Here is a 26,748-nt window from a genome sequence, read left to right on the forward strand (position 1 = left end):
TCGGGGTGGGCCGGTCATGCGCCAAGGGCGTCGGCCCTGGGAAATGGGCCGAGGAGAACCAGGTGACGACGTATGACGACCGAGCGAGCCTCGCGGATCTGACCAGCACGGCGGAGCGGGTCCGCCGGTCGGTCGAGAGCGTGATCGAGGGCAAGCCCGAGGTCGTCCGCCTCGCGCTGACCGTGCTCCTCGCCGAAGGGCACCTGCTCATCGAGGACGTGCCCGGCGTGGGCAAGACGATGCTCGCGAAGACGCTGGCCAAGTCCATCGACTGCTCGGTGCAGCGCATCCAGTTCACGCCGGACCTGCTGCCCTCCGACATCACGGGCGTCAGCATCTACGACCAGCAGCGCCGCGAGTTCGAGTTCAAGCCGGGCGCGATCTTCGCGCAGATCGTCATCGGCGACGAGATCAACCGCGCCTCGCCGAAGACCCAGTCGGCGCTGCTGGAGTCGATGGAGGAACGCCAGGTCACCATCGACGGCACCACCTACACGCTGCCGAGCCCCTTCATGGTCGTCGCCACCCAGAACCCGGTGGAGATGGAGGGCACCTACCCGCTGCCCGAGGCCCAGCGCGACCGCTTCATGGCCCGCGTCTCCGTCGGCTACCCCAGCCCCGAGGCCGAGCTCCAGATGCTCGACGTGCACGGCGGGGTCAGCCCGCTCGACGACCTCCAGTCCGTCGCGCACGCCCACGACATCGTCAAGCTCATAGAGGCCGTGCGCGAGGTCTACGTCGCCGAGCCCGTCCGGCGCTACGTCGTCGACCTGGTCTCCGCCACCCGCAGCCACCCCGACCTGCGGCTCGGCGCCTCCCCCCGGGCCACCCTGCACCTCCTGCGCGCCGTGAAGGCCTCCGCCGCGCTCGCCGGCCGGGACTACGTGCTGCCCGACGACGTCCAGTCACTGGCCGCGCCGGTCCTCGCGCACCGGCTGCTGCCCACCGCACAGGCCCAGCTCAACCGGCGCACCTCCGAGCAGGTCGTCGGCGAGATCCTCCAGCGCACCCCCGTCCCGGCCGCGCACGCCCGCGGCGAGATGCCGCCCGGCGCCGGCGCCCGGAGCTTCTGATGGGCGCCGGTGCCCCACGCGGCGCCGGCGGCCCGGGAGACAGCGGCGGACTGCGCGCCTCGCTGTCCGGGCTGACCACCCGCGGCCGCTCGTTCGTGGCCGCCGGGATCGCCGCGGCCGCGTGCGCCTACGTCCTCGGCCAAGGCGCACTGCTGCGCGTCGGCCTGCTGCTCGCCCTCCTGCCGCTGATCTGCGTCTACGCCCTGCACCGCACCCGCTACCGGGTCTCCGGCAGCCGCCGGCTGACCCCGGGGCGGGTGCCCGCGGGCGCCGAGGCCCGGGTGCAGCTGCGGATGGACAACGTCTCCCGGCTGCCCACCGGCCTGCTGATGCTCCAGGACCGGGTGCCCTACGTACTGGGCCCGCGCCCGCGGTTCGTCCTGGACCGGGTCGAGCCCGGCGGCCGCCGCGAGGTGTCCTACCGGGTCCGCTCCGACCTGCGCGGCCGCTACCCGCTGGGCCCGCTCCAGCTGCGGCTGACCGACCCGTTCGGGCTGGTCGAGCTGACCCGCTCCTTCAGCACCTACGACACCCTCACCGTCATACCGCGCACCGAGCCCCTCCCGCCGGTCCGGCTGACCGGCGAGTCCAACGGCTACGGCGACGGCAGCCGCCGCTCCCTGGCCCTGGCCGGCGACGACGACGTGATCCCGCGCGGCTACCGGCGCGGCGACGACCTGCGCCGCGTCCACTGGCGCTCCACCGCCCGCTACGGCGAGCTGATGGTCCGCCGCGAGGAACAGCCCCAGCGCAGCAGGGCCACCGTGCTGCTCGACACCCGGCGCCTCGCCTTCGACGGCGCGGGCCCCGACTCCGCCTTCGAATGGGCCGTCTCCGCGGCCGCCTCCAGCCTCGTGCACGTCCTGGAGCAGGGCTTCTCCACACGGCTGCTCACCGACACCGGGGACTCGGTGCCCGGCGAGGGCGGCGGGTTCTCCGCCGGCGGGCAGGAGTCCGCGGAGGCCGCCGGGCTGATGATGGACACCCTCGCCGTGGTCGGGCACTCCGACGGCGCCGGGCTCTCCCGCGCCTACGACGCGGTGCGCGGCGGCGGCTTCGGCGAGGGCGGCGACGGGCTCCTCATCGCGTTCTTCGGCGACCTGGACGACGTACAGGCCGAACTGGCGGCCAGGATGCGCCAGCGCACCTCGGGCGCGGTGGCCTTCGTACTGGACACCCGGGCCTGGGGCGGACAGCCCGCGCCCGGGCACGACGTGGTCCCGCTGGAGGAACGGCTGCGCAGGCTGCGCGACGCGGGCTGGACGGCGCTGGCCGCCAGGCCCGGGGTGGCCTTCGGTGAGCTCTGGCGACAGGCAGGGGCCGGACGCTTCGACACGGGAACGAGCGGAGGCCGGGAGTGAGCGGACGGGTGAAACTGACGGTGTTCGCGGCACTCGCGACGCTGCTCACCGCGTGGTCGCTGAGCCCGCTGGTGGAGTCGCAGGCCTGGCTGCTCCAGGGCGCGCTGCTGCTGGCCGTGCAGAGCGCGGTGGGCGCGGGGGCCCGGCGGGTGCCGCTGGCGCGGTCGCTGACCGTGGCCGCGCAGCTGCTGGTGTCGCTGCTGCTGCTCGCGCTGCTCTTCGCCGGCAAGGTCGAGTCCACCGGCAGCGGGCCGCTGGCCTACTTCGTGACGGACTTCGGCTCGCTGTTCGCGCAGGGCGTCCACGACGTCGGCGAGTTCGCGATACCGGCACCGCTGACGGACGGCATCCAGCTGCTTCTGGTGTCCGGGGTACTGCTGATCGGTCTGCTCGTGGACCTGCTGGCGGTGACGGCGCGCACGGCCGCGGCGGCCGGCCTGCCGCTGCTCGCGCTGTACTCGGTCGCCGCGGGCCTGTCGGGGGGCGGGGACGCCTCCTGGGTCTCCTTCCTCATGGCGGGCTGCGGCTACCTGATGCTGCTGCTCTGCGAGGGCCGCGACCGGCTCGCCCAGTGGGGGCGGGTCTTCGGCGCGGCACCGCGCGGACGCGGGGCGGCCGACTCCGGCATCAGCCCCGGCGGCGGCCGGGCCACGGCCCCGGTGCGGTTCGGCCGGCGGATCGGCGCCATGGCCCTGGGCCTCGCCCTGGTGGTGCCGGCGGCGCTGCCCGCCCTCGACGACGGGCTGCTCGGCGGTGCGAGGGACGGGGAGGGCAGCGGCGGGTCCGGCGGCACGATCTCGGCCGTCAACCCGCTGGTCTCCCTGCAGAGCAACCTGAACGCGCAGGACAACCGGGTGATCCTGAGGTACCGCACGGACAACCCGCAGCAGAGCGAGCAGTACCTGCGCATCCTGGCCCTGGACGAGTTCAACGGCGCCAAGTGGGAGGCGTCGGGGCGGGCCCTGACCGACGTGCCGCAGCAGCTGCCCGTTCCGCCGGGTCTCGGTGACCAGGTCCGCCTCGGCGCGACCGAGGTGACCACGAACATCACGGCGTCGGACGGCTACAGCCAGCGCTACCTCCCCATGCCGTACCCGGCGACGGCGGTGGACATCCGCGGCAAGTGGCGCTTCGAGCCGGTCGGCCGGACCCTGGTCGGCGACCAGCTGGGCAGGGACAAGTACCAGACCGTCCAGGGCGCCGAGTACAACGTGCGCAGCCTGCTGCTGAACCCCACCGCGCAAGCGCTGCAGAAGGCCCCGGCGCCGGACCCGGCGATCCGCGAGGAGTACACGAAGATCCCGGACAACCTGCCGGCGGTGGTCGCCGAGACGGCCCGCCAGGTGACGGAGGGGACGAAGGACGACTACTCCCGCGCGGTGAAGCTGCAGGACTTCTTCGCCGTGAGCGGCGGCTTCCGCTACGACACGCAGACCGCGTCTGGGACGGGGCCGCAGGCCGTCGCCCGGTTCCTCGCCGACAAGGAGGGCTTCTGCATCCACTTCGCGTTCTCGATGGCGGCGATGTCCCGCACGCTGGGCATCCCGGCGCGCGTCGCGGTGGGCTTCACGCCGGGCGAGAAGCAGTCGGACGGGGTCGTGAACGTGTCGATGCGGGACGCCCACGCCTGGCCCGAGCTGTACTTCCAGGGCGTGGGCTGGACGCGGTTCGAGCCGACGCCCCGGTCGGGCCTCAACGTCCCGGACTACTCCCGCGCGCAGGTTCCGGCGGCCCAGCCGTCCGCGCCGGCGCCGCTGCCCTCGCAGGGCGCGGTGCAGCCGGCTCCGGCGCCGTCGGCGTCCGTCGAGTGCCCGCCGGCCCTGAAGCGGCTCGGCGAGTGCGGGCCGACCGCACCGCAGCAGGGCGCGGCCGGCGACGGCGGGCCGTCGCGGACGGCGGTCCTCGGCTGGGCGGCGGTCGTGGCCGCGGTGCTGGGCCTGCCCCTGCTTCCGCTGCTGTGGCGCACCCGGCTGCGGGCGCGCCGCCTGGGGACCGGGGAGGTCCTGGCGGCCTGGCAGGAGCTGGGCGACGCCGCCTGGGACGTGGGCGTGGCCCCGGACGAGGCGCTGTCCCCCCGCCGGGCCGCGAGCCGGATCGCGGACCTGGGCCGCCTGGAGCCGGACGCCGCCGCGGCGGTGCGCCGGGTGGCGGGCGCGGTGGAACGGGCCCTGTACGCGCCGCCGGGCGCAGAGGTCTCGTACGCGGGCCTGGCCGACGACGTACGGGAGGCCCGGGCGGGCCTGCTGGCCGCGGCGGACAGCCTGGCCCGGCTGCGCGCCCTGCTGCTGCCGCGCTCGGCGGCGCGGATCTCCTGGGCGGTCTCGGACCGCTGGTCGGCCCTGGCCTCGACGGCCTCGGCCCGCCTCACGGCCCTCCGTCTGCGCCTCCCCCTCCGAGGCCGCGGCTGACGCTCCGCTCCTCCGGCCCCGCCGGCGTTTGAGGCGCGGGTCCGGGGCGGAGCCCCGGCAACGGCGGCGCACCCGGCGCGCCAGCCGCCGAACCCTCGGACGCGAGAACGCGGCGAGGCCCGATCCCCCCGGGCCCCGCCGCGTCCGCGCTTTTCCCACCGGGTCCCCCGTACCTCCTCCCGGTCCGGAAGGAGGTACCCGGTCCGCTCCGCAGCCCCGTGTCGGCGGTGCGGACCGGGCCTCCTGTCCGTTGCTCCCAGTCTGGCGTCCGCGCAGGTGGGAGCCCATCCGCGTGCGTACTCATTTCCGCGCCTAGGTACGGGTACTCAGCGGCCGCGGCTGGCCCCACCAGTTGTACGGCCCGGCGCGCCCGCGCGGCACCGCCGAGTGGGGGGTGCCGTGCGGTTCAGCGGTTGCCGCTGACCCGGCCCCGCAGCAGCAGCGACAGCGCCGAGTGCACGTCGTCGAGGGACCGCTCCCGCTGGAAGGACTGCCAGTCCAGGGCCGCCACCAGCACCATGCCCACCAGCGCGGCCGCGGTGAGCTGCACGTCGATCTCGGAGCTGAGCTCCCCCCGCTCGACGCCCTCGCGCAGCACCTTCTCCACGACGGCCACGGCCTCCTGGCGGACCACCATCAGGGTGGACTGCCAGGTGCGGTTGGTGCGCCACAGCTCGGCGACGTACAGCTGGGTGAAGGCGGGGTAGCGGTCGATGAAGACGAGGCCCGCCCGGATCATCGCGTCGAGCGCCTCGACCCGGCTGCCGCCGCGCGTCTCGGTCTCCTCGGCCGCCGTCCGCAGCGATGCCGTCAGCAGCCCGACGCCGTGCCGCAGGAGCTCCTCGAAGAGCTCGTTCTTGCTCGCGAAGTTGTAGTAGACGGTGCCCTTCGCCACGCCCGCCCGCTCGGCGATCTCCTCGACCGTGGTCGCGGAGAAGCCCTTCTCGGCGATCAGGGTGACGGCCGCTTCGTAGAGCTTCTGCCGGGTGGCCGCACGACGGCCCCCGCCGGTACCCGTACCGGTGCTGCTGCTGTCCATGGCGCTGATTGTCACAGGTCAACACATCCCTACAGGCTCAGTTCCGGGTGGAGTCGGTCCATGGTCCACACCTGCTTGCCCCGGGCGGCGAGCGCGGTCAGGGCGAGGGCTCCGACCGTGAAGGCCAGCAGGACCAGGCTGCCCTGCCAGACCGGGGTGAGGTCGCCGCCGGTGATGAGGCGGCGCAGGCTCTCCACGACGTAGGACATCGGCAGGTACGGGTGGACGGCGTTGAAGAAGTCCGGACTGGTCTGGACGGGGTAGGTGCCGCCGGCCGAGGTCAGCTGGAGCATCAGGACGGCGAGGACGAGGATCCGCCCGGCCGCGCCGAACTTGGCGTTGAGCCATTGGATGATCGCCGCGAAGCAGCCGGTGACCAGCAGCAGGAAGCCGATGGTGAGGGCCGGGTTGGCCATCTTGAGGCCGAGGTCCGGGGCCCAGCTCAGGACGGACATCAGCAGGGTGACCTGGGCGGCGCCGATCCCCATGACGGGCAGCCAGCCCGCGAGGGCGATCCGCCAGGGCGAGGCGCCGGCGGACAGGGCCCGCTTGTTCAGCGGGGCGATCAGCATGTAGGCGACCATCGCGCCGACCCAGAGGGACAGCGGGATGAAGTACGGCGCGAAGCCGGTGCCGTAGTTGGGCGCCTTGTGCAGGGACTGGTTGGCGAGCTTGATCGGGTCGGCCATGACCTCGGTGCGGGCGTCCCGCTGCTGCTGGTCGTAGTCGGGGATCTTGCCCACGCCCTCGTGCAGGCCACCGGCGAGCTCGCCGGTGCCGTCGACGAGTTTGTACATGCCGCCGTCGAGGCGGTGGGCGCCGTCGCCGAGCTTGCCGACGCCCTCGCTGAGGGCGCCGGAGCCGGTGGCGGCGGAGCCGAGGCCGGTGTGCAGCTGGGACATGCCGGTGGCGACCTTGTGGGCGCCGGTGTTGAGGGCGTTGACCTTGGCGACGGCCGCGTCGAGGTCGCTCGCGAGGTGGGGGGCCTTGTCGGCGAGGTCGCGGGCCTTGTTCTCCAGGTCGGTCAGCTGGGTGCGGAGCTTGGCCACGTCCCCGCCCGCGTTCTTGGCCAGGGTGCTGACGTCACCGCTGAGTACGGCGGCCTCGGCCATGTCGTCCCGGACCTTCTTCAGGTCGGGGCAGGAGGCGAGGTGCGGTTCGGCGCCGGGGGTGACGCAGTGCTTGGTGTAGTAGGCGTCGGCGCCGGTGGAGGCCCGCTTGGCGACGGCCGCGGCGGCCGGGGCCTTCTCCACGAACTTGTCGAGGTGGTTGTTGACCACCTTCGCGCTGTCGGCGACCAGCTCGGCGGTGGCCGCGAGGCTCTTGGGGTCCTTGACGAAGGGACGGGCCTTGTCGGCCGCGCCGTTGACCTTGTCGGCGACGGCCTGGGTGCCGTTCGCGACGTCCCGCGTGCCGGTCTCCAGCTTGGCGGCGGCCGCGTTGAGCTTCTTCAGTCCGCTGTTGAGCTCGCCGCTCTTCTCCCCGGCGGTGTCGAGGCCGTCGGCGAGCTCCTTGGCGCCCTCCTGGGCCTTGCCCGCCCCGTCCTTGAGCTTGTCGGCGCCGTCGGCGGCCTCGGCGGTCTTGTCGTGCAGGTCGGAGAAGCTGACGAAGATCTTGTCGAGGAAGCCGCGGGAGGCGTTGGCGGACGCCGCCGCGCGGACCTCGGAGAAGACGGTGCGCGAGATGGAGCCGACGACGTAGTTGTTGGCGTCGTTGGTGCGGACTTGGAGGGCTCCGGTGGCGGGGTCCTCTCCGGAGCTGGAGGCGATCTTCTCGCTGAAGTCGGCCGGCATGGTCAGGGTCAGGTAGTACGTGCCGTCCTCCAGGCCCTTGGCCGCCTTCTCCGGGCTCACCTCCCGCCAGTCGAAGGTCCTGCTGTCGCGGAGCTTCCTGGTGATCTCGCCGCCCGCGTCCAGGTGCTTGCCGTCGACGGTCGCGCCCCGGTCGGAGTTGACGAGGGCGACGGGCACCTTGTCCAGGCGGCTGTACGGGTCCCAGAAGGACCAGAGGTACAGGGCTCCGTAGAGCAGTGGCAGCAGGAGCAGCGCGACGAGGGCGGCCCGGGGCAGCTTCCCCCGCCCGAACCGCTTCAGCTCAAGCGCGGCCAGCTTCGGCGAGCGCATCGTCCGCCCCCTTCGTGTCGTCGGTGTCGGTGTCGGTGTCGGTGTCGTTCGCGGGGCCGGCGCCCTCGCCGGTGCCGTCCTCGGCGTCGGCGGCCTGCTCGGCGTCCGCTTCCTTCTCCGCGCCCGTCTCCGGGTCCTTCCCGGTGTCCGCTTCGGCGCCCTTGCCGGCCTCGGCGTCGTCCTTCGTCCCCTTGCCCCAGGTGATCTTCGGGGTGCCGGCGGCCGGGCTCGTCGGCTTCGCGTCCGGTTCGCCGTCGTCCGCCTGGGGGCCGGTCCGCAGGACCACGGCGTCGGCGGGGGCTTCGCTGCACACCGCGAGGACGGTGGTCCCCCGGGCGGCGATCGAGCGCAGCAGGGCCCATACCTCGGTGCGTTCGGTGTCCGAGAGCTTGAGGTCGAGGTCGTCGAGGGCGAGCAGCCGCGGGGAGCCGAGCAGGGCGATGGCCACCGACAGCCTTACGGCTTCCAGGCGTTCCAGGTCCCGGACGCTGGTGCGCTCTGCCTTGGGCAGTGTGGCGAGGTCCAGTCCGGCGGCGTCGAGGGCGGCCTCGATCCGGGCGGAGGCGGCGGCGCGGCGCTCGGCCCGGGGCCGCAGCAGGGACCGGATCGGGGCGCCGTAGTGGCGCTGGAGCAGGGCGCCTTCGCGCAGCTGCTCGGCGACGGTGAGGGACTGGTCGAGGTCGTTGACCCCGGGGACCGGGCCGAGGGCGGCGATCCGGCGGACCGCGGCCATCTTCTTCGGCAGTCGGTGACGGCCGATCTCGGCGTGGCCCTCGGTGGGTTTCATCCGCCCGGTGAGGGCAAGGAGCAGGCAGGTCCGGCCGCCGCCGGAGGGGCCTTCGACCGCGATGAGCGAGCCGGGGGCCGCGTCGAGGCCGATCCCCCGGAAGGCCCAGCCGCGCGGTCCCTTGACTCCGAAGTTCTCGGCCTTGACGGCCGCGCCGTGCGGGCTGTCCACGCCATCCCCCTTCTTTTTGAACTGACCAGTCAGTTCAAAAACTACCACCTCATGGCGCACCAGGGGTGCAGGAGGGGGCAGTTGCTGTGCATATGACGGAAAAAACGCAGGTCAGGGCGATTGTCAGTGGGGCCCGTCACGATGGGGGCAACGCACGACGCATCGACAGGAGGTTCGTCATGGCCACACCGTCCCCGTCCCCTGTCCACCCCGTCCTACGGAAGTCGGCGGCCCCACCGGCCGCCCTCGACCTCCTCGCCAAGGCCCGCAGCGGCCTGGCCGAGGCCGCCCGGCTGACCCGGCCCAACGAGCGCTACGCGACGGCCCACCTCTCCGCACTGCGCACCGCCGCGGCCGTGCTCGCGGCGCGCGGACGCCCCGAGCCGGTCACCCCGCGGCGGCGGCCCCGGATCCGCAGCGCCTGGGAGGTGCTGCCGGAGCTGGCGCCGGAGCTCGCCGAGTGGAGCGCGCTCTTCGCCTCCGGCGCCGCCCGCCGGGCCCGCGCCGAGGCGGGGATACCGGACGCGGCGAGCGCCCGGGACGCGGACGACCTGTTGCGCGCCGCCTCGATGTTCCTGCGTCTGGTGGAGCGGATGCTCGCCATACGGGTGCCCGCCCAGACCCCGCCCCAGAGCCCGGCCCAGACCTCGCCGCAGGCGCGGCCGGAGCGTCCGGACGCGGGATGACCTGCCCGGCTGCGGAAGGCAATAGGGTGGGGCACTGACCGCTCACCCTTACCGCGCCGAGGAGCCATCAGCCGTGTCGGACACTTCCCGCCCCCGTGCCTCCCTCCGCACCGCCGTGGTGTGGGAGGTCCTCAAGGAGGCGCTCGACCGCCGGGTGAAGGCGACCGGACGGGACGTGCTGGACGTGCTCGACACCGGCGGCGGCACCGGCAAGTTCGCTGTGCCGGTGGCCCGCCTGGGCCACCGGGTCACCGTGGTCGACCCCAGCCCGAACGCTCTGTTCGGGCTGGAGCGCCGGGTGGCCGAGGCCGGCGTCGCCGACCTGGTCCGCGGCGTCCAGGGCGACGCCCAGGGCCTGTTGGACGTGGTGGAGCGGGACGCGTACGACGTGGTGCTCTGCCACGGCGTCCTGGAGTACGTGGACGACCCGGCCGACGGCGTGGCCAACGCGGTGGCCGCCCTGCGCCCCGGCGGCACGCTCAGCCTGCTGGCCGCCGGCCTCGGCGGGGCCGTGCTCGCCCGTGCGCTGGCCGGGCACTTCACTGAGGCCCGTACCGCCCTCACCGACCCGGCCGGCCGCTGGGGCTCGGGCGACCCGGTACCCCGCCGCTTCACCGCCGAGCAGCTCTCCGAGCTGGTCGGCGGGGCCGGCCTGGCGGTCGGCGCGGTGCACGGCGTGCGGATCTTCGCCGACCTCGTGCCGGGCGTCCTGGTGGACACCGAGCCGGGCGCGGTGGAGGCGCTGCTGCGTCTGGAGGAGGCCGCGGCGGAGCTGCCCGCCTTCCACGCGGTGGCCACGCAACTGCACGTCCTGGGCGAGAAGCAGGTCTGAACTGCGCTCTTGCGCGCACGGAGTCTGCCGCCGACCCTCCGCTTCGCCGGTCCGCCCCGTATGATCGGGAGCAGCGACCGGCATGGCGAACGGGCCATTGGGGAATAACGGCTCCAGTGACCGCTCCCGCGGCGGTACGGTTTTCGCGCAGTGGCTTTACCGGCTGTGTCTCTCTGTGCTTTGTCAATTTGCAACGTACGTAGAGGGCGGGTGTCACGGGGGCGATTCCCCGCCTATCCTGAAGGGGACCCCTGGTCGCTACCCCCGCGACCGACGGATGAGGAGGACTCCCGTGCCGCTCTCGGAGCACGAGCAGCGAATGCTCGAGCAGATGGAGCGAGCGCTGTACGCCGAAGACCCCAAGTTCGCGACAGCGCTTGAGGGAAGCGGCCTGCGTACGTACACCCGGCGACGGGTCTACCAGGCAGCCGCAGGCATTGTGGTGGGTATCGCGCTCCTCATGACCGGTGTGATCATTCCGAACGTGCTCTGGATCAGCGTGGTGGGCTTCCTCGTCATGCTGGGCTGTACGGTCCTGGTGGTCACCGGTTGGCGCAAGGCACCCAAGCCCGGCGAGCAGCCCGTCTCCGGAAGTACCAGCGGTTCGGCCCGCGGCCACAACCGGCAGCGTCGGTCGATGATGAACCGCATCGAGGACCGGTGGCAGCGCCGCCGTGACGAGCAGGGGCAGTAGCCCCCGGACTGCATGAGTGAGGGGATGGCCGCCGCCGCGCGACCGTCCCCTCACTGTTCTGCGCCGCCCTGGGGTCTGCGGGTGTTCCCGTACGGCATGATGATCCGATGAGTGTGCTCCCCCTGGTCTTCACCAGCGGCTGGGCCAGTGGGATCAACGCATACGCCGTGGTCCTCCTGCTCGGCATCTTCGGCCGTACCGGCTTGACCGACGAGGTCCCCACGTCGCTCCAGCGCACGGACGTGCTGATCGTCGCGGCCGTGCTGTTCCTGTGCGAGGCGGTCGCCGACAAGATCCCGTATGTCGACTCGATATGGGACACCGTGCACACCGTGATCCGTCCGGTGACGGGTGCGGTGATCGGCGCCCTGCTGGCCGGGCAGAGCGGCTCGCTCTCCGACATCACCGCCGGAGCGGTCGGCGGCACCACGGCGCTGGCGAGCCACTTCGTGAAGGCCGGTACACGGATGGCGATCAACACCTCGCCCGAGCCGTTCACCAACGTGGCGATGAGCATCGCCGAGGACCTCGGCGTGGCGGGCATCGTCACCTTCGCGATCTTCTACCCCGTCGCCGCCGCGATCATCGCGGGCTCCCTGCTGGTCGTCGGGCTGGCCATACTCTTCTTCCTCTGGAGCCGGATCCGCCGCTTCCTGCGCCGGCGCGCCCAGCGCCGCGAGGAAAAGCGACTGTCCACCGAGGCCCGCGAGGTCGCCGGGGCCCCACCCCGCTGACCGCGGGCGCCCGTACGGGGCCATAGGCTCGCCCGCATGGCACGAATTGCGGTGATCGGCGCCGGCATGGGCGCGATGGCGACGGCGGCCCGGCTGGCAGTGGCGGGGCACCAGGTGACGGTGTACGAGCGGGGCGCGACCTACGGCGGGGCCGTCGGCCGGTACGAGCGCGAGGGCTTCGCCTTCGACCTCGGGCCCGGGCTGCTGCACCTGCCGGCCGTCTACCGCGACCTCTTCGTGAAGACCGGCAAGCGGCCGCTGGAGGACTGCGTCGACATGGCGCAGGCCGACCCGGCCGTACGGCACGTCCTGCCCGGCCACGGCATCGACGTCACCCTCCCCGGCGCCTCGCACGGCGGTGTCGCCGCCGCCCTCGACGCCGCGTTCGGCCAGGGCGCCGGCGAGCGCTGGAACGGCGTGCTGGGCCGCGCCCGGGACGCCTGGGACGCCACCCGCCGTCCGCTGCTGGAGGAGCCCCTGCGCGACGGTGCCCGGCAGACGCTGGGCGGTGACCCGTACCCGGCGCTGCGGCGCAGCGGCCTGCTCCGCCGCCGCAGCCCGACCCTCGCCGAGGTGGCCGGGCGGGAGCTGGGCAACCCCCTGTCGGAGGTGCTGACCGGCGTGGTCCGCGGCTACGGAGTCGACCCCGCCACGGCCCCCGGCTCGGCGGCCGTGCTTGCGTACATGGAGCAGACCTTCGGCAGCTGGTACGTGCGCGGCGGGATGCGGGCACTGGCCACCGCCGTGTACGAGCGCTGCCTGGAGCGGAAGGTCGCCTTCGTCTTCGGGGCGGAGGTGCGCGAGGTGCTGGTCCGAGGCGGCCGGGCAGCCGGTCTGCTGCTGGCCGACGGCACCGAGGCGGCCGCGGACTGCGTCGTCTGCGGGATCGACCCGCGGGGGCTGCCGGCCGGTTCGCTCCCGTGGCCCGCCGAGGCCGTACCGGCCCGCGGCGACGGCGTGCCCGGCCGGATCACTGTGCTGCTCGCGCTGCGCGGGGCCCGCCCGGCGGGGACCGTCCACCGCACCCTCGTGCACTCCGCCGGGGCGCAGGTCACCGTCCTGCGGCCGGACGATCCCGCCACGCGGCCCGACGCGGAGCACGAGGCGGTCACCGTGAGCGCCGTGGACGGCCCGGGGACCTCGGAGCCCGGGGAGTTGCTCGATCTCGCGGAGAAGGCCGTACAGGGCCTGCGGGAGCGGCTGTTGTGGCAGGAGGTGCGCACCCCGGTCGATGTGGAGGCGGCCACCGGTGCGGTGGGCGGCGCGGTGCCCCCGCCCGCCCTCGCGGGTGCGGGCGGCCGGCTGCTGTACCCGGCCAACACCACGGCCGTGCCCGGGCTGTACCTGGCGGGCGGCTGGGCCCATCCCGGCGGCGGGCTCGCGCACGCCGGGATGACCGGGGCCCTGGTGGCCGGGCTGATCGTGGAGGGCGCGGGCTTCCGCGGCTCCCGGTGACCCGGCCGCGGACCCCGGCCGGGGGCCGGCCGGCTCAGTAGCGGTACTGCTCGTACTCCCCCTGCTGGGGGTAGGGGTACTGCTGCGGCGGCTGCCCGCCCTGCTCGTCCGCCGGGTAGTGCTGGCCGCCCCCGTCGGTGGATCTCTGCTGCGGGACCCAGACGCCGCCGGGCGGGGTGTCGGTGGAGTACTGCTGCTGCCCGTAGTCGGCGTACGGGGTGTAGTCGTACGGCTGGGGCGGGACGACGCCTCCGCCGGTACCGATGTACGGGTCCGAGTAGGCGGCGTAGACCTGCTGCTGCTCGCCCGTCGGGTAGCCGCCGGTGTAGTCGTAACCGCCCTGGTTGTGCTGGTCGTAGTACGCCGCGTACTGGTGGGCCTCCTGCTCGGCGGTGGTGAACGGCGAGGCGAAGGCCGCCGTCTGGCCGACCTCCGGGGCGGGCGTCGAGAAGCTCTGTATCCCGTAGGATCCCGTGTCCTCGGGCACCGGCTCAGGGCTGTAGACCTCTTCGGCCGCGGCCCGGAACGGCTGCTCGTCCGGGGCCTCGTCCGCGTCCCCGTACTGCAGGGCGGTGACCTGGAGCGCCGGTTCCGGCGCCGCGGTCCCTCCCCTGCGGCGCCTGGCCTGCCGTACGGGCTCCCCGCCGCGGCGCAGCGCCCAGCCGGCGACGAAGCCCTTGCGGAAGGAGAGCGTCACCAGGGTCTGGCCCACGGCGAACGCGGCGGCGCCGGCACCGATGACCGGCACCGAGGGCAGTATCACCCCGGCGACCACGCCGACGAAGCCGGCGAAGGCGAGCAGGCGCCAGCGGAGCCGGGCCTTGTACTGCATCAGTACCTCGGCAAGCAGCCACAACGCGACGATTCCGAACGCGATGTAGAGGACCGTCATACCCATGCAAGGCCCCTCTCGGTACGGCCGTCACACGGGTACGGCCGGTCAGGCCCGCTGGTGCAGGCCCAGATTCTCGTAGATCTCGAGGGTCGCCGTGGAATTGTTCAGCGTGATGAAGTGCAGTCCTGGTACACCTTCGGACAGCAGCCGCGCGCAGAACTCCGTGGCGAACTCGATGCCAATGGAGCGTACAGCGGCCGCGTCGTCCTTGACGGCGAGCATGCGCTCTTTCACGTCCGCGGGGAAGACCGCGGTGCTGAGCTGGGGCAGTCGGTCGAGCTGCTTGATACCCACAACGGGCATGACCTCGGGGATGATCGGGGTCTCGCAGCCCGACTTCTCGACGCTGTCGCGCAGCCGCAGATAATTCTCGGGATCGAAGAACATCTGGGTGATCGCATAGTCCGCGCCCGCACGGCACTTGTCCACGAAGTGCCGGATGTCCGTATCCCAGTCGGTGGATCGCGGGTGCATCTCGGGGAACGCCGCGACGCCGACGCAGAAGTCCCCGGACTCCTTGAGCAGCCGCACCAGGTCGGCGGCGTAGTGCACGCCCTCGGGGTGGGCCACCCAGTCGGCCATCGGGTCGCCCGGCGGGTCGCCGCGCAGGGCGAGCATGTTGCGGATCCCGGCGTCGGCGAACTGGCCGATGACGTGGCGCAGCTCGGCGATGGAGTGGTCCACGGCGGTGAGGTGCGCGACCGGGGTCAGCGTGGTGTCCGCGGCGATCTCCTGGGTGGCCTTGACGGTGCCGCCGCGGGTGGAGCCGCCGGCTCCGTAGGTCACGGAGACGAAGCTCGGGGATACCGCCTCGACCCGGCGGAGGGCGTTCCAGAGGTTGCGTTCGCCCTTCTCGGTCTTCGGGGCCCAGAACTCGAAGGAGTACGAGCGCCCGGACGCGAGGAGGTCGCGGACCGTGTGTGCACGGTCCGACCAGGTGGAAGCGGTACCAGAGGCCATGTGGGCAGGTTAGACGCGCCCCGGCGCTCCTCGAAGCGGCGTCCGCCTTTTGGACACGTTTTTGGACACCTGTGGCCGTGCCTCTGGCCGGAAGGGGCTTCTACGGGTTAGGGGCGTCCGGGCGGACGGGACCGGACCGTCGGGCCGGGGCTCAGCCGAGCCGGGCCCGGACCCGCTTGGCGAGGTCGGCGGCGGCCGCGCCGGGGTCGGAGGCCTCGGTGAGCGCGCGGACGACCACGACGCGGGTGGCGCCTGCGTCCAGCACCTCGTCCAGGTTCGCGGCGTCGATGCCGCCGATGGCGAACCAGGGCCGGTCCTGCTGCAGGGAGGCCGCGTAGCGGACCAGGTCCAGGCCGGGGGCGTGGCGGCCGGGCTTGGTGGGGGTGGGCCAGCAGGGCCCGGTGCAGAAGTAGTCGACGCCCGGTTCGGCGACGGCGGCGGCGACCTCGGCCTCCGCGTGGCAGGAGCGGCCGATGAGCACCTGGCCGCCGAGGATGGCGCGGGCGGCGGGGACCGGGATGTCGCCCTGTCCGAGGTGCAGGACGTCGGAGCCGATGGCGTGGGCGACGTCGGCGCGGTCGTTCACGGCGAGGAGCCTGCCGTGGCGGCGAGCGGCCTCGGCGAAGACCTGGAGGTGTTCGAGTTCCTCGCCAGCCTCCATGCCCTTGTCGCGGAGCTGGACGATGTCCACGCCCCCGGCGAGGACGGCGTCGAGGAACTCGGGGAGGTCACCCTGGCGCTTGCGGGCGTCCGTGCACAGGTAGAGCCGGGCGTCGGACAGCTGCATGGGTGTACCCCCGTGATGGAGGCGGTGTACGGGCGCGGGGCCCGTACACCGCGGTGGAGCGGCTACTGCGGATCAGGTCAGAGGGCGAGCGCCTGAGCGCGGCGCTTCACCTCCGTGCCGCGATTCTCGCTCAGCGCCTGGGCGGGGGTGCCGGGCAGGGTCGGGTCGGCGGTGAAGAGCCACTCCAGGATCTCCTCGTCGGAGAAGCCGTCGTCGCGCAGGACGGTCAGCAGGCCCACGAGGCCCTTGACCACCTTGTCTCCGTCGATGAAGGGGGCCGGAACCTGCAGGGCCCTGTTCTCGCCCCGGCGCACGGCGACGAGCTGGCCTTCCTTGACCATCTGGCGGACCCGCGTCACCTCGACGCCCAGCATCTCCGCGATGTCGGGGAGGTACAGCCAGTCGGGGACGAGGGAATCGATCTTTGCGTCAATCTCGGTCACAGACCAAGCCTGCCACCTCCCGCCGACAGCCGGTACCCGGGCCGACCGTCCGTGGCCCGCCCGGGCCGTCCGCTACGCGGTGGCCGATTTCAGCGGGGTGCCCGGGTCCGCGACCTTCGCCGGGTCGAGCGGGACGCCCGACTCGATCAGCTTGCGGCCCTGAGCCAGGTCCCGGGGGCGGCCGACCGCGAGGACCGCGACCAGGGCCCCGTCCCGCAGCCAGCACACCGACCAGGTCTCCTGGTCCGGGTCGCCGCGCCGCACCAGGGTGTCGGCCCCGCCGTGGTGGCCGGCGTACTGCACGAAGCGCCCGAACTGCTCGGACCAGAAGTACGGCACCGGGTCGTAGACCGCGGCGGGCTTCCCGGCCAGGATGTTCGCCGCGACCGCTCTCGGGCCCTGGAGGGCGTTGTCCCAGTGGTGCACGAGCAGCCGCGCCCCGTACCGCCCGGACGGGAAGGAGGCGCAGTCGCCGACCGCGTACACCCCCGGCAGGGAGGTCAGCAGGTGCGCGTCGGCGGTGACCGAACCGTCGGCGCCGCGTTCCACGCCGGACCCGGCCAGCCATCCCGTGGCGGGCCGGGCGCCGATCCCCACGACCACCGCGTCGGCGGGCAGGGTGCGCCCGTCGGCCAGGAGGACCCGCCCCTCCCCGACACCGGCCACCTTGGCGCCGGTGATCAGCTCGGCGCCGGCCTGCCCGTACCAGCGCGACATCGGCTCGGCGACCTCGGCGGGCAGGGCGCCCGCCAGCACCCGGTCGGCCGCCTCGACGACGGTCACGGCGCAGCCGGCCTCCCGGGCCGCGGTGGCGAACTCGGCGCCGATCCAGCCCGCGCCGACGACCACGACCCGGGAGGCGGCCGCCAGGACCGGGCGCAGCCGCGCCGCGTCGTCCAGCGTGCGCAGCAGGTGGACGCCGGGGACGCCCTCGGCGCCGGGCAGGGTCAGCGGCTGCGCGCCGGTCGCCAGCACGAGCACCTCGTACGGGACCGGTCCCGCCTCGGTGTCCAGCTCGTGGTCGGCGGCCCGCAGTCCGGTGACTTCCGTCCCGAGGCGGAGCTCGACGCCCAGGCCTTCGAAGTCCACGTCGAAGGCGGAGTCCTCGGCCTTGCCGAGCAGCACCGCCTTGGACAGCGGGGGCCGGTCGTAGGGCTGGTGGGGTTCTGCTCCCAGCAGGGTCACGGGGCCCTTGTAACCCTGCTCGCGCAGGGCGACCGCGGTCTGCACCCCGGCCATTCCGGCGCCGACGATCACGACGCCGCGCTGATTCTTTTCCGTCTGCTCGCTCACGCGGCCACCCTAATCATCTGACGCTCCGTCAGGAATAGGTGCCGCCTTACCCGCCGTGCACGGCCGGGATAGTCTGGCCACCGTACCTATCGCGGGAGTCCGGCGCACCGGGCTGAGAGGGAGGCTGGCCGGCCTCCGACCGTACGAACCTGATCCGGGTCATGCCGGCGAAGGGAGGGGCTGGACGCCCATGCACTCATCTCGAAAGGGATCCGGCCGGGGATCCGACGTCCTCGTCATCGGGGGCGGGATCATCGGCCTGGTCACCGCCTGGCGGGCCGCGGAGCGCGGACTGGGCACCGTACTCGCCGACCCGGCACCCGGCGGCGGCGCCGCCCAGGTCGCGGCCGGAATGCTCGCCCCCGTCACCGAACTGCACTACGGCGAGGAAGCCCTCCTCAGCCTCGGCCTGGCCTCCGCCGAACGCTATCCGCGGTTCGCCGCCGAGCTCGCGGCCGCCTCGGGCGGCATGGACATCGGCTACCGCGCCTGCGGCACCCTCGCCGTCGCCCTCGACGCCGACGACCGCCTCCACCTGCGCGAACTCCACGCCCTCCAGCGCCGCTGCGGTCTGGAGTCCGCATGGCTCACCGGCCGCGAATGCCGCCGCCTGGAGCCCATGCTGGCCCCCGGCGTGCGCGGCGGCCTGCGCGTCGACGGTGACCACCAGGTCGACCCGCGCCGGCTCGCAGCCGCCCTCCTCGCCGCCTGCGAAGGCGCCGGAGTGACCATCCACCGGGCGGGCGCCGAGCAGCTGCTCACCACCGCGGACCGGGCGACGGGCGCCCTCCTCGACGACGGTACGGAGCTGCGCGCCGACCAGGTCGTCCTGGCCGCGGGCTCGCTCAGCGGCAGGCTGGCGGGCGTACCCGCCGAGGTGCTGCCTCCCGTACGCCCGGTCAAGGGACAGGTGCTGCGGCTCGCGGTGCCCGCGGCGTACGCCCCCTTCCTCTCCCGCACCGTACGGGCGGTCGTGCGCGGCAGCCAGGTCTACCTCGTGCCCCGCGAGAACGGCGAACTCGTCATCGGCGCCACCAGCGAGGAACTCGGCTGGGACACCACCGTCACCGCGGGCGGGGTGTACGAACTCCTGCGGGACGCCCACGAACTGGTACCCGGCATCACCGAACTCCCGCTGACCGAGACCCGGGCGGGACTGCGCCCCGGATCACCCGACAACGCCCCGCTGCTGGGCCCGACCGGCCTGCCCGGCCTGCACCTGGCCACCGGTCACTACCGCAACGGGGTGCTGCTGACCCCGCTCACCGGCGAGGCGATGGCCGAGCTGCTGGTCACCGGCGAACTGCCCGAGATCGCGCGCCCCTTCGCCCCCGGCCGCTTCTGCGCCGCACGTCAGGAGTCGTACGCATGACCATCTCCGTCAACGGCGAGCCGCGCGAGGTCGCGGCCGGCACCACCCTCGACACCGTCGTCGCCACGCTGACCGCGGCCCCCTCCGGGGTGGCCGCCGCACTCAACGAGACCGTGGTCCCGCGGGGGCAGTGGCCGGCCACCCACGTGGGCGACGGCGACCGCGTGGAGATCCTCACCGCGGTCCAGGGAGGCTGACCGGCATGGCCGACGACCTCTTCACCCTGGGCGACCGGACCTTCTCCTCCCGCCTGATCATGGGCACGGGCGGCGCGCCGAGCCTGGACGTGCTCGAACGCGCCCTCGTCGCGTCCGGCACCGAACTCACCACCGTGGCCATGCGCCGCCTGGACCCCACCGTGCAGGGCTCGGTCCTCTCCGTCCTCACCAAGCTCGGCATCGCCGTCCTGCCGAACACGGCCGGCTGCTTCACCGCGGGCGAGGCCGTCCTGACGGCCCGGCTCGCACGGGAGGCCCTCGGCACCGACTGGATCAAGCTGGAGGTGGTCGCGGACGAACGGACCCTCCTGCCCGACGGCGTCGAACTGCTGGACGCCGCCGAGATCCTGGTGGACGAGGGCTTCACCGTCCTGCCGTACACCAACGACGACCCGGTGCTCGCGCGCAAGCTGGAGGACGTGGGCTGCGCGGCGATCATGCCGCTCGGCTCCCCCATCGGGTCGGGCATGGGCATCCGTAACCCGCACAACTTCGAGCTGATCACGGAGCGGGCCCAGGTCCCGGTGATCCTGGACGCCGGCGCGGGCACCGCCTCCGACGCCGCCCTGGCGATGGAACTGGGCTGCGCGGCGGTGATGCTGGCCTCGGCGGTGACCCGCGCACAGGAGCCGGTCCTCATGGCGTCCGCCATGCGGGACGCCGTCTCGGCGGGCCGCCTCGCCCACCGGGCGGGCCGCATCCCCCAACGCCGCTTCGCCGAAGCCTCGTCCCCCACGGAGGGCCGAGCAGCCCTGGACCCGGAGCGCCCGGCGTTCTGAGGGACTCGGGGGGCAGCAGGGCGAAAACCGGCGGGCCGGGGCCGGGAGGGCAGGGCGGTGGCTTCGGGGGGCGGGGTCTGTGCTGGCCGGGATCAGGGAAGTCCTGAGGGTTTCCCTGATCCCGCCCGAGTGGATCCCACCCCCCGAAGCCACCCCGCACATTCCCGCCCCCGCCCCCGCGGCTCCCACCCCCGAAGCCCGCACCCCCACACTTCCCGACCCCGCCCAAGGGCATCCCCACCCCCGATCGGCCTGGTCACCGCCCTGCGGGCAGGAGGACGGGGCCTCGCCCCGCCCCCTGCTCACGTCACAGCTGCGCTGCAAGGCGACCCGCCCCCGCCGGGGTACCGGCGTCGGCTCGTAGAATCGGCGGGTGGATACGACCTTGGAAGACCCCCTCGTCGGGCGTGTGCTCGACGGCCGCTACCGCATCGACGCCCGCATCGCGGCCGGCGGCATGGCCACGGTCTACCGGGCCGTCGACACCCGCCTGGACCGGATCCTCGCCCTGAAGGTGATGCATCCGGCGCTCGCCTCCGACGCCGCCTTCGTGGACCGGTTCATCCGCGAGGCGAAGTCCGTGGCGCGGCTCGCGCACCCCAACGTGGTCGCCGTGTTCGACCAGGGCACGGACGGACCGTACGTCTATCTGGCGATGGAGTACGTCTCCGGCTGCACCCTGCGCGACGTGCTGCGCGAGCGTGGCGCGCTCCAGCCTCGGGCGGCCCTCGACATCCTCGAACCGGTCCTCGCCGCGCTCGGCGCCGCCCACCGGGCCGGCTTCGTGCACCGTGACATGAAGCCCGAGAACGTCCTGATCGGCGACGACGGCAGGGTCAAGGTCGCCGACTTCGGACTGGTCCGGTCCGTGGACTCGGTGACCAACACCACCGGCTCGGTCCTCGGCACCGTCTCCTACCTGGCCCCCGAGCAGATCGAGCACGGGATCGCCGACACCCGCGCCGACGTCTACGCCTGCGGTGTCGTCCTCTACGAGATGCTCACCGGCTCCAAGCCCCACCTCGGCGACTCCCCCGCGCAGGTGCTCTACCAGCACCTGCACGAGGACGTCCCGCCACCGTCCGCCGTGGTCCCCGGGCTGGCCGCCGGTCTCGACGCTCTCGTGGCGTCCGCCACCGCCCGCAACCCCGAGCTGCGCCCCTACGACGCCGCCGCCCTGTTCGGCCTCACCCGCGAGGCCCGCGCCGAGCTCACCGACGCCGAGCTGGACGCCGTACCGCCGCAGGCGCACGCCGTCGACCGGTCGTCCGCCGAGGACCGTACCGGCGTGATCCCGCGCCCGGTGGCCGCGCAGCCCGTGAACCCCACCTCCCGGCTGGAGTCGCCGCCGCTGGATCCGCCCGCTCCGTCCGGGCGTCGGCCGGCGCCCCCCGCGCGCCCGCGCCGCGGCGTGCTGCTGGTGGTCGTCGGCGTCCTGCTGGCGCTGGGGATCGGTACGGGCGTCTGGTACATCAACTCCGGCCAGTTCACCCAGGTCCCCAACCTGCTCGGCAAGACCGAGGAGCAGGCCCGCGCCCAGCTGTCCGAGGCCGGGCTCGGAGTGAAGGGCGTCGACCGGAAGTTCAGCGACGCCTTCGAGCGCGGGACGGTGATGAACACCGATCCCCCGGGCGGCCGGCGGATCCGCGGCAACGGCGCGGTGACCATCACGATCTCCCGCGGCCCCGAGGTCGTGTCCGTACCCAACCTGAAGGGCAGGCCCCTGGAGGAGGCCAAGGCCGAGCTGGCCCGGACCGGGCTGGCGCCCGGGATCGTCACGCAGGCCTTCAGCCAGGAGGTCGCCCAGGGCTCGGTGATCAGCACCAACCCGGCGGGCGGCGAGAAGCGGGCGCCCGACACGGCGGTCTCGATCGTCGTCAGCAAGGGCCGGCCGGTGCCGGTGCCGGGCGTGACCGGGCTCCCCTTCGAGCAGGCGAAGGCCACTCTGGAAGGTCTGGGCCTGAAGGTCGTCGCGGCTCCCGATCAGGTCAACGCCCCGTCGGATCCGGGTACGGTCGCCAACCAGTCGATCGGCGCCGGCGCCCAGGCGGCGGCCGGCGACACGGTCACGCTGACGGTGTCCAAGGGCCCGCGCCAGCTGCCGGTCCCGAACGTGATCGGTCAGGACGTGGACTCGGCCCGCAGGACCCTGGAGGCGGCCGGCTTCAAGGTGAAGGTGGACCGGCCGCTGATCTCCTTCAGCAGGACCGTGGACGCGCAGTCGGTGCTGGCGGGGCAGACCGCCGCCGAGGGCATCACGATCACCATCCGGACCAAGGGGCTGTAGGCGCACGTGGTACGCAATCCGGTGGGCGGACACGTCCCCGTCGCGGGCGGTCTCGCCTCGGTCGGGCTGACGTACGCCCGGGACATGGGCGCGGAGGCCGTCCAGGTCTTCGTCGCCAACCCGCGCGGCTGGGCCACCCCGGTCGGCAATCCGGTGCAGGACGAGCGGTTCCGCGAGGGGTGCGCGCAGGAGGGGATTCCCGCGTACGTGCACGCGCCGTACCTGATCAACTTCGGCTCGCACACCGAGGCCACGGTGGAGAAGTCGGTGGAGTCCCTGCGCCACTCACTGCGGCGGGCCCGGCAGATCGGCGCGCTCGGGGTGGTCGTCCACACCGGCTCGGCGACCGGCGGCCGCCCGCGGGAGGCGGCGTACGCGCAGGTCAGGGAGCACATGCTGCCGCTGCTGGACGAGCTGACGCATGACGACGACCCCTTCCTGCTGCTGGAGTCGACGGCCGGGCAGGGGTCCTCGCTGTGCTCGCGCACCTGGGACTTCGGCCCGTACTTCGACGCGCTGGACCACCATCCGAAGCTGGGGATCTGCCTGGACACCTGCCACATCTTCGCGGCCGGTCACGACCTGGCGGAGCCGGGCGGGACGAAGGTGATGCTGGACCTGCTGGTGGACACCGTGGGCGAGGACCGGCTGAAGCTGGTCCACGCGAACGACTCCAAGGAGGGTGTGGGCGCCCACAAGGACCGGCACGCGAACGTCGGCCAGGGCCATATCGGCCGGGACGCCTTCGCCGAGCTGTTCTCGCACCCGGCGACGGAGGGCGTACCGCTGATCATCGAGACGCCCGGCGGCAAGGAAGGGCATGCGGCGGACGTGGCGCTGCTGAAGGAGCTGCGCGGCCCGCAGTGATCCACCGACCTTCCGGGAATACCCCATCGCGCTCTGGCCGGGAGCCATGGACGCGCACCTGTCGGACCCGGTCCTCTGGCAGGACCTAGAGCTCCGGGCCGTCCCCCGGCTCCTCCTGGTACGAGTAGCGCTGCTCGCGCCAGGGGTCGCCGATGTTGTGGTAGCCGCGCTCCTCCCAGAAGCCTCGACGGTCGGCGGTCATGTACTCGATGCCGCGGACCCACTTGGGGCCCTTCCACGCGTAGAGGTGCGGGACCACCAGCCGGACCGGGAAACCGTGCTCGGCGGTGAGCAGTTCGCCGCCCTCGTGGGTGGCGAACACGGTCCGGTCGGAGGCGAAGTCGGCCAGTCGCAGGTTGGAGCTGAAGCCGTACTCGGCCCACACCATCACATGCGTGACCTGCGGCGCGGGCGGGGCCAGGGCCAGTACGTCGCGAGCGAGCACACCGCCCCATTCGGCGCCCTGCATGCTGAACTTCGTGACGCAGTGCAGGTCCGCCACGACGGTGGCGAACGGCAGGGCCGTGAACTGCTCGTGGTTCCAGCAGTGCTTGTCGCCGTCGGCGGTCGCACCGAAGACGCGGAACTCCCATCGGTCCGGCTTGAACTTGGGCACGGGACCGTAGTGGGTGACGGGCCAGCCCTTCTGCAGCCGCTGCCCCGGTGGAAGCTCCAGCTGCTCTGCTCCCGGAGATTCCCGGCTTTCCGGCTGACCCATGACTCCATGGTGACAGACTGGGCAGGGTGGTCATGACCAGGTCCGGGCCGATTCGGGCAAGTCACGGTAACTCCCACTAAGGAGGCACTTACTGGACGGCCCTCAGCGGCGGTGCAAGGATGCGCGCAACTGCCCCGTCACATAGCTGACATTGCCTGGAAGGAGCCTCTGCGATGCAGGGCGACCCCGAGGTCCTTGAGTTTCTGAACGAGCAGCTGACCGGCGAGCTGACGGCCGTCAACCAGTACTGGCTGCACTACCGCATCCAGGACAACAAGGGCTGGACCAAGCTCGCCAAGTACACGCGTGAAGAGTCCATCGACGAGATGAAGCACGCGGACAAGATCACCGAGCGCATCCTGATGCTCGACGGTCTGCCGAACTACCAGCGGCTCTTCCACGTGCGCGTCGGGCAGACGATCACCGAGATGTTCCAGGCGGACCGCCAGGTCGAGGTGGAGGCCATCGACCGGCTCAAGCGCGGCATCGAGGTCATGCGCGGCAAGGGCGACATCACGTCGGCCCGTCTTTTCGAGGAGATCCTGGAGGACGAGGAGCACCACATCGACTACCTCGACACCCAGCTGGAGCTCGTCGAGTCCCTGGGCGAGGCGCTCTACATCGCGCAGCTCATCGAGCAGCCGAGCTGACCTTCCGGCGGGCGGCTCCTGGCCGCCAGGCCCGCTCCAGTCCGCCGAGTCGGCTTCGGACCGGTTTCGAACCGGGCTCGGACCGGGCTCGGACCGGCTTCTAGGCCGCTTCCGCCAGCGCGGGCGAGCGTACCGTTTCGGTGTCGGCGGCGAGCACGGACACCGCGTCGCTCTTCTCCAGCAGCTCCCTGCGCGGGCAGGCCCCGCGGCCGAGGATGCCCTGGATGGTGCGTACGCAGGAGCCGCAGTCGGTGCCGGCCTTGGTGGCCGAGGCGATCTGGCGGGGCGTGCAGGCCCCGGCGGCCGCGTGTTCCTTGACCTGCTTGTCGGTGATCCCGAAGCAAGAGCAGACGTACACGCGGTTCACCTCCTGGCGCTGTGTGGTGCGGCGAGCCATCCCCTATTCGGTGAGGCTTACCTAACCGTACCCAAAGTTAGGGTGACCTGAAAGCCCCGGGTACGACTGTGGGGCGCGGATCACATCGATCCGCGCCCCACAGTCGTAGGAACGCACCTACTGATCTCGACGACTAGTCGCGGTACAGCTCCGCGACCAGGAACGCCAGGTCCAGCGACTGGCTGCGGTTGAGCCGCGGGTCGCAGGCCGTCTCGTAGCGCTGGTGCAGGTCGTCGACGAAGATCTCGTCGCCGCCGCCCACGCACTCGGTGACGTCGTCACCGGTGAGCTCGACGTGGATGCCGCCCGGGTGGGTACCGAGGCCCTTGTGGACCTCGAAGAAGCCCTTGACCTCGTCGAGCACGTCGTCGAAACGGCGCGTCTTGTGGCCCGAGGCCGCCTCGAAGGTGTTGCCGTGCATCGGGTCGCTGACCCAGCCGACGATCGCGCCGGAAGCGGTGACCTTCTCGACCAGCTCGGGGAGCCTGTCGCGGACCTTGTCGGCGCCCATGCGGACGACGAAGGTCAGCCGGCCCGGCTCGCGCTCGGGGTCCAGGCGGTCGATGTACGTCAGCGCCTCGTCCACCGTGGTGGTGGGGCCGAGCTTGATGCCGATCGGGTTGGCGATCTGCGAGCAGAACTCGATGTGCGCGTGGTCCAGCTGGCGGGTGCGCTCACCGATCCACACCATGTGGCCGGAGGTGTCGTACAGCTTGCCGGTGCGCGAGTCGGTACGCGTCAGCGCGCCCTCGTAGTCGAGCAGCAGCGCCTCGTGGGAGGCGTAGAACTCGACGGCCTTGAACTCGGCCGGGTCGGTGCCACAGGCCTTCATGAAGCTCAGCGCGTTGTCGATCTCCCGCGCGAGCTGCTCGTACCGCTGACCGGACGGGGAGGACTTCACGAAGTCCTGGTTCCAGGCGTGCACCTGGCGCAGGTCGGCGTAGCCACCGGTGGTGAAGGCGCGCACCAGGTTGAGCGTGGAGGCGGAGGCGTTGTACATCCGCTTCAGCCGCTCGGGGTCCGGGACGCGGGCCTCTTCGGTGAAGGCGAAGCCGTTGACGGAGTCGCCACGGTAGGTCGGCAGGGTGACGCCGTCGCGGGTCTCGGTGTCCTTGGAGCGCGGCTTGGAGTACTGGCCCGCGATGCGGCCGACCTTGACGACCGGCACGGAGGCCGCGTACGTCAGCACGGCACTCATCTGGAGCAGCGTCTTCAGCTTGGCTCGGATGTGGTCGGCGGAGACGCCGTCGAAGGCCTCGGCGCAGTCGCCGCCCTGGAGCAGGAACGCCTCGCCCTTGGCGACGGCTCCCAGACGGGCGCGCAGCTGGTCGCACTCACCCGCGAAAACGAGCGGAGGATACGACTCGAGGTCCGCGACGACAGCGCGCAGAGCCTCGGCATCGGGGTACGAAGGCTGCTGCGCCGCGGGAAGGTCTCGCCAGGTCGCCTTGGCGGCGGGGGCTTGGGTTTCAGCGTTCACGGTCACCTCGTACACATTACGGCGTTACGGGGGGCATCCAGGCCCCCGCCCACAACGTGAGACGGATTTCTCGAAGGCGGTGGACGCCCCAGCGGACGGGATCCATGGTTCAGCGCGCGGCCGGGGGCGGATCCGGCGCCGGGGCCCCGGTCTGGGCTATGGTTCACCGCATGTACGCGCACACGAACCAGAACTGGTGGTGGCCCGCTCCCGGCGGCCCACTTCCCGCGCGTACCTGA

At 72.8% G+C, this 26,748-nt stretch carries 25 protein-coding genes and 1 riboswitch; of the genes, 14 read left to right on the forward strand and 11 right to left on the reverse strand.

Going from position 1 to position 26,748, the window contains the following annotated elements; translation table 11 throughout:
* Nucleotides 1-62 precede the first annotated feature (62 nt).
* From ACFWFZ_RS27780 to ACFWFZ_RS27790, 3 genes are read left to right on the forward strand one after another with little or no spacing between them, the layout of a single operon-like run.
* Nucleotides 63-1,073 (forward strand): MoxR family ATPase, encoded by a 1,011-nt coding sequence (locus tag ACFWFZ_RS27780; RefSeq protein WP_030832791.1) that lies wholly within the window; start codon nucleotides 63-65, stop codon nucleotides 1,071-1,073.
* Complete coding sequence (locus tag ACFWFZ_RS27785) at nucleotides 1,073-2,434, forward strand: DUF58 domain-containing protein (protein ID WP_387125718.1); 1,362 nt, start codon at nucleotides 1,073-1,075, stop codon at nucleotides 2,432-2,434. Before ACFWFZ_RS27780 ends, ACFWFZ_RS27785 begins: the two co-directional genes overlap by 1 nt.
* Nucleotides 2,431-4,842, forward strand: a complete 2,412-nt coding sequence (locus tag ACFWFZ_RS27790; RefSeq protein ID WP_387125719.1) for a transglutaminaseTgpA domain-containing protein — start codon at nucleotides 2,431-2,433, stop codon at nucleotides 4,840-4,842. Before ACFWFZ_RS27785 ends, ACFWFZ_RS27790 begins: the two co-directional genes overlap by 4 nt.
* Before the next feature lie 406 nt (nucleotides 4,843-5,248).
* On the opposite strand, the gene ACFWFZ_RS27795 is transcribed toward ACFWFZ_RS27790, so the two are convergent.
* The 3 genes from ACFWFZ_RS27795 to ACFWFZ_RS27805 are packed head-to-tail and all read right to left on the reverse strand — an operon-like array spanning nucleotide 5,249 to nucleotide 8,962.
* The gene (locus ACFWFZ_RS27795) at nucleotides 5,249-5,881 is read right to left on the reverse strand and encodes a TetR/AcrR family transcriptional regulator (RefSeq protein WP_387125720.1); all 633 of its coding nucleotides are present in this window, start codon (nucleotides 5,879-5,881) and stop codon (nucleotides 5,249-5,251) included.
* 29 nt (nucleotides 5,882-5,910) lie between these two features.
* On the reverse strand, nucleotides 5,911-8,004 hold the full coding sequence (locus ACFWFZ_RS27800) for a YhgE/Pip family protein (protein WP_387125721.1): 2,094 nt from the start codon (nucleotides 8,002-8,004) through the stop codon (nucleotides 5,911-5,913).
* Nucleotides 7,976-8,962, reverse strand: coding sequence for an ATP-binding cassette domain-containing protein (locus ACFWFZ_RS27805; protein ID WP_387125723.1), 987 nt, complete (start codon nucleotides 8,960-8,962; stop codon nucleotides 7,976-7,978). The genes ACFWFZ_RS27800 and ACFWFZ_RS27805 overlap by 29 nt, the downstream gene beginning before the upstream one ends.
* 179 nt (nucleotides 8,963-9,141) lie before the next feature.
* Here ACFWFZ_RS27805 and ACFWFZ_RS27810 point away from each other — a divergent pair, with 179 nt between their 5' ends.
* The 5 genes from ACFWFZ_RS27810 (at nucleotide 9,142) to ACFWFZ_RS27830 (ending at nucleotide 13,363) form a co-directional block, all read left to right on the forward strand.
* Nucleotides 9,142-9,648 (forward strand): SAV_6107 family HEPN domain-containing protein, encoded by a 507-nt coding sequence (locus tag ACFWFZ_RS27810; RefSeq protein WP_387125724.1) that lies wholly within the window; start codon nucleotides 9,142-9,144, stop codon nucleotides 9,646-9,648.
* 73 nt (nucleotides 9,649-9,721) lie between these two features.
* Entirely contained in the window at nucleotides 9,722-10,480 is a 759-nt protein-coding gene (locus ACFWFZ_RS27815; RefSeq protein ID WP_387125725.1) for a class I SAM-dependent methyltransferase, read from the forward strand.
* A 292-nt stretch (nucleotides 10,481-10,772) separates the two neighbouring features.
* Nucleotides 10,773-11,174 (forward strand): DUF3040 domain-containing protein, encoded by a 402-nt coding sequence (locus tag ACFWFZ_RS27820; RefSeq protein WP_387125726.1) that lies wholly within the window; start codon nucleotides 10,773-10,775, stop codon nucleotides 11,172-11,174.
* 107 nt (nucleotides 11,175-11,281) lie between these two features.
* Nucleotides 11,282-11,908 carry a DUF4126 domain-containing protein gene (locus ACFWFZ_RS27825; protein WP_387125727.1) on the forward strand — a complete coding sequence of 209 codons (627 nt, stop codon included), beginning with the start codon at nucleotides 11,282-11,284 and terminating at the stop codon, nucleotides 11,906-11,908.
* A 36-nt stretch (nucleotides 11,909-11,944) separates the two neighbouring features.
* On the forward strand, nucleotides 11,945-13,363 hold the full coding sequence (locus ACFWFZ_RS27830) for a phytoene desaturase family protein (RefSeq protein WP_387125728.1): 1,419 nt from the start codon (nucleotides 11,945-11,947) through the stop codon (nucleotides 13,361-13,363).
* A 34-nt stretch (nucleotides 13,364-13,397) separates the two neighbouring features.
* Here the strand turns inward: ACFWFZ_RS27830 and ACFWFZ_RS27835 are convergent, their stop codons facing one another.
* The 5 genes from ACFWFZ_RS27835 to ACFWFZ_RS27855 all read right to left on the reverse strand — a co-directional run bounded on the left by ACFWFZ_RS27835 (nucleotide 13,398) and on the right by ACFWFZ_RS27855 (nucleotide 17,741).
* A complete protein-coding gene (locus tag ACFWFZ_RS27835; RefSeq protein ID WP_387125729.1) occupies nucleotides 13,398-14,261 on the reverse strand; it encodes a hypothetical protein in 864 nt (287 codons plus the stop codon).
* Between the two features lie 42 nt (nucleotides 14,262-14,303).
* A complete protein-coding gene (gene metF, locus ACFWFZ_RS27840) occupies nucleotides 14,304-15,218 on the reverse strand; it encodes a methylenetetrahydrofolate reductase [NAD(P)H] (protein ID WP_387125730.1) in 915 nt (304 codons plus the stop codon).
* Nucleotides 15,219-15,369: 151 nt separating this feature from the next.
* A complete protein-coding gene (thiE, locus tag ACFWFZ_RS27845; protein WP_387125731.1) occupies nucleotides 15,370-16,005 on the reverse strand; it encodes a thiamine phosphate synthase in 636 nt (211 codons plus the stop codon).
* 77 nt (nucleotides 16,006-16,082) lie between these two features.
* Nucleotides 16,083-16,448 (reverse strand): Rv2175c family DNA-binding protein, encoded by a 366-nt coding sequence (locus tag ACFWFZ_RS27850; protein ID WP_387125732.1) that lies wholly within the window; start codon nucleotides 16,446-16,448, stop codon nucleotides 16,083-16,085.
* Nucleotides 16,449-16,520: 72 nt separating this feature from the next.
* A complete protein-coding gene (locus ACFWFZ_RS27855; RefSeq protein WP_387125733.1) occupies nucleotides 16,521-17,741 on the reverse strand; it encodes an NAD(P)/FAD-dependent oxidoreductase in 1,221 nt (406 codons plus the stop codon).
* 81 nt (nucleotides 17,742-17,822) lie between these two features.
* Nucleotides 17,823-17,934, forward strand: a riboswitch (TPP riboswitch).
* Between ACFWFZ_RS27855 and thiO the strand changes: the two genes are divergently transcribed.
* The 5 genes from thiO to ACFWFZ_RS27880 all read left to right on the forward strand — a co-directional run bounded on the left by thiO (nucleotide 17,932) and on the right by ACFWFZ_RS27880 (nucleotide 23,264).
* Nucleotides 17,932-19,113, forward strand: coding sequence for a glycine oxidase ThiO (gene thiO / locus ACFWFZ_RS27860; RefSeq protein ID WP_387125734.1), 1,182 nt, complete (start codon nucleotides 17,932-17,934; stop codon nucleotides 19,111-19,113). It overlaps the preceding riboswitch by 3 nt.
* Nucleotides 19,110-19,310 carry a sulfur carrier protein ThiS gene (thiS, locus tag ACFWFZ_RS27865; RefSeq protein ID WP_031149519.1) on the forward strand — a complete coding sequence of 67 codons (201 nt, stop codon included), beginning with the start codon at nucleotides 19,110-19,112 and terminating at the stop codon, nucleotides 19,308-19,310. Before thiO ends, thiS begins: the two co-directional genes overlap by 4 nt.
* A 5-nt stretch (nucleotides 19,311-19,315) precedes the next feature.
* Nucleotides 19,316-20,110 carry a thiazole synthase gene (locus ACFWFZ_RS27870; protein WP_387125736.1) on the forward strand — a complete coding sequence of 265 codons (795 nt, stop codon included), beginning with the start codon at nucleotides 19,316-19,318 and terminating at the stop codon, nucleotides 20,108-20,110.
* A gap of 373 nt (nucleotides 20,111-20,483) precedes the next feature.
* Nucleotides 20,484-22,397: a Stk1 family PASTA domain-containing Ser/Thr kinase gene (gene pknB / locus ACFWFZ_RS27875; protein ID WP_387125737.1), complete on the forward strand. Its 1,914-nt coding sequence runs from the start codon at nucleotides 20,484-20,486 to the stop codon at nucleotides 22,395-22,397.
* Nucleotides 22,398-22,403: 6 nt separating this feature from the next.
* Entirely contained in the window at nucleotides 22,404-23,264 is an 861-nt protein-coding gene (locus tag ACFWFZ_RS27880; RefSeq protein ID WP_387125738.1) for a deoxyribonuclease IV, read from the forward strand.
* Nucleotides 23,265-23,349: 85 nt separating this feature from the next.
* On the opposite strand, the gene ACFWFZ_RS27885 is transcribed toward ACFWFZ_RS27880, so the two are convergent.
* Entirely contained in the window at nucleotides 23,350-23,982 is a 633-nt protein-coding gene (locus ACFWFZ_RS27885; protein WP_387125739.1) for a sulfite oxidase-like oxidoreductase, read from the reverse strand.
* 173 nt (nucleotides 23,983-24,155) lie between these two features.
* Between ACFWFZ_RS27885 and bfr the strand changes: the two genes are divergently transcribed.
* Nucleotides 24,156-24,632, forward strand: a complete 477-nt coding sequence (gene bfr, locus ACFWFZ_RS27890; protein WP_387125740.1) for a bacterioferritin — start codon at nucleotides 24,156-24,158, stop codon at nucleotides 24,630-24,632.
* Nucleotides 24,633-24,732: 100 nt separating this feature from the next.
* On the opposite strand, the gene ACFWFZ_RS27895 is transcribed toward bfr, so the two are convergent.
* Both ACFWFZ_RS27895 and ACFWFZ_RS27900 read right to left on the reverse strand, forming a co-directional pair.
* Entirely contained in the window at nucleotides 24,733-25,029 is a 297-nt protein-coding gene (locus ACFWFZ_RS27895; RefSeq protein WP_387125741.1) for a bacterioferritin-associated ferredoxin, read from the reverse strand.
* Nucleotides 25,030-25,162: 133 nt separating this feature from the next.
* Nucleotides 25,163-26,524 (reverse strand): class II 3-deoxy-7-phosphoheptulonate synthase, encoded by a 1,362-nt coding sequence (locus ACFWFZ_RS27900; RefSeq protein WP_387125742.1) that lies wholly within the window; start codon nucleotides 26,522-26,524, stop codon nucleotides 25,163-25,165.
* Nucleotides 26,525-26,748 lie beyond the last annotated feature (224 nt).

The sequence above is a fragment of the Streptomyces sp. NPDC060232 genome, assembly GCF_042726555.1.
Classification (GTDB): Bacteria; Actinomycetota; Actinomycetes; order Streptomycetales; family Streptomycetaceae; genus Streptomyces.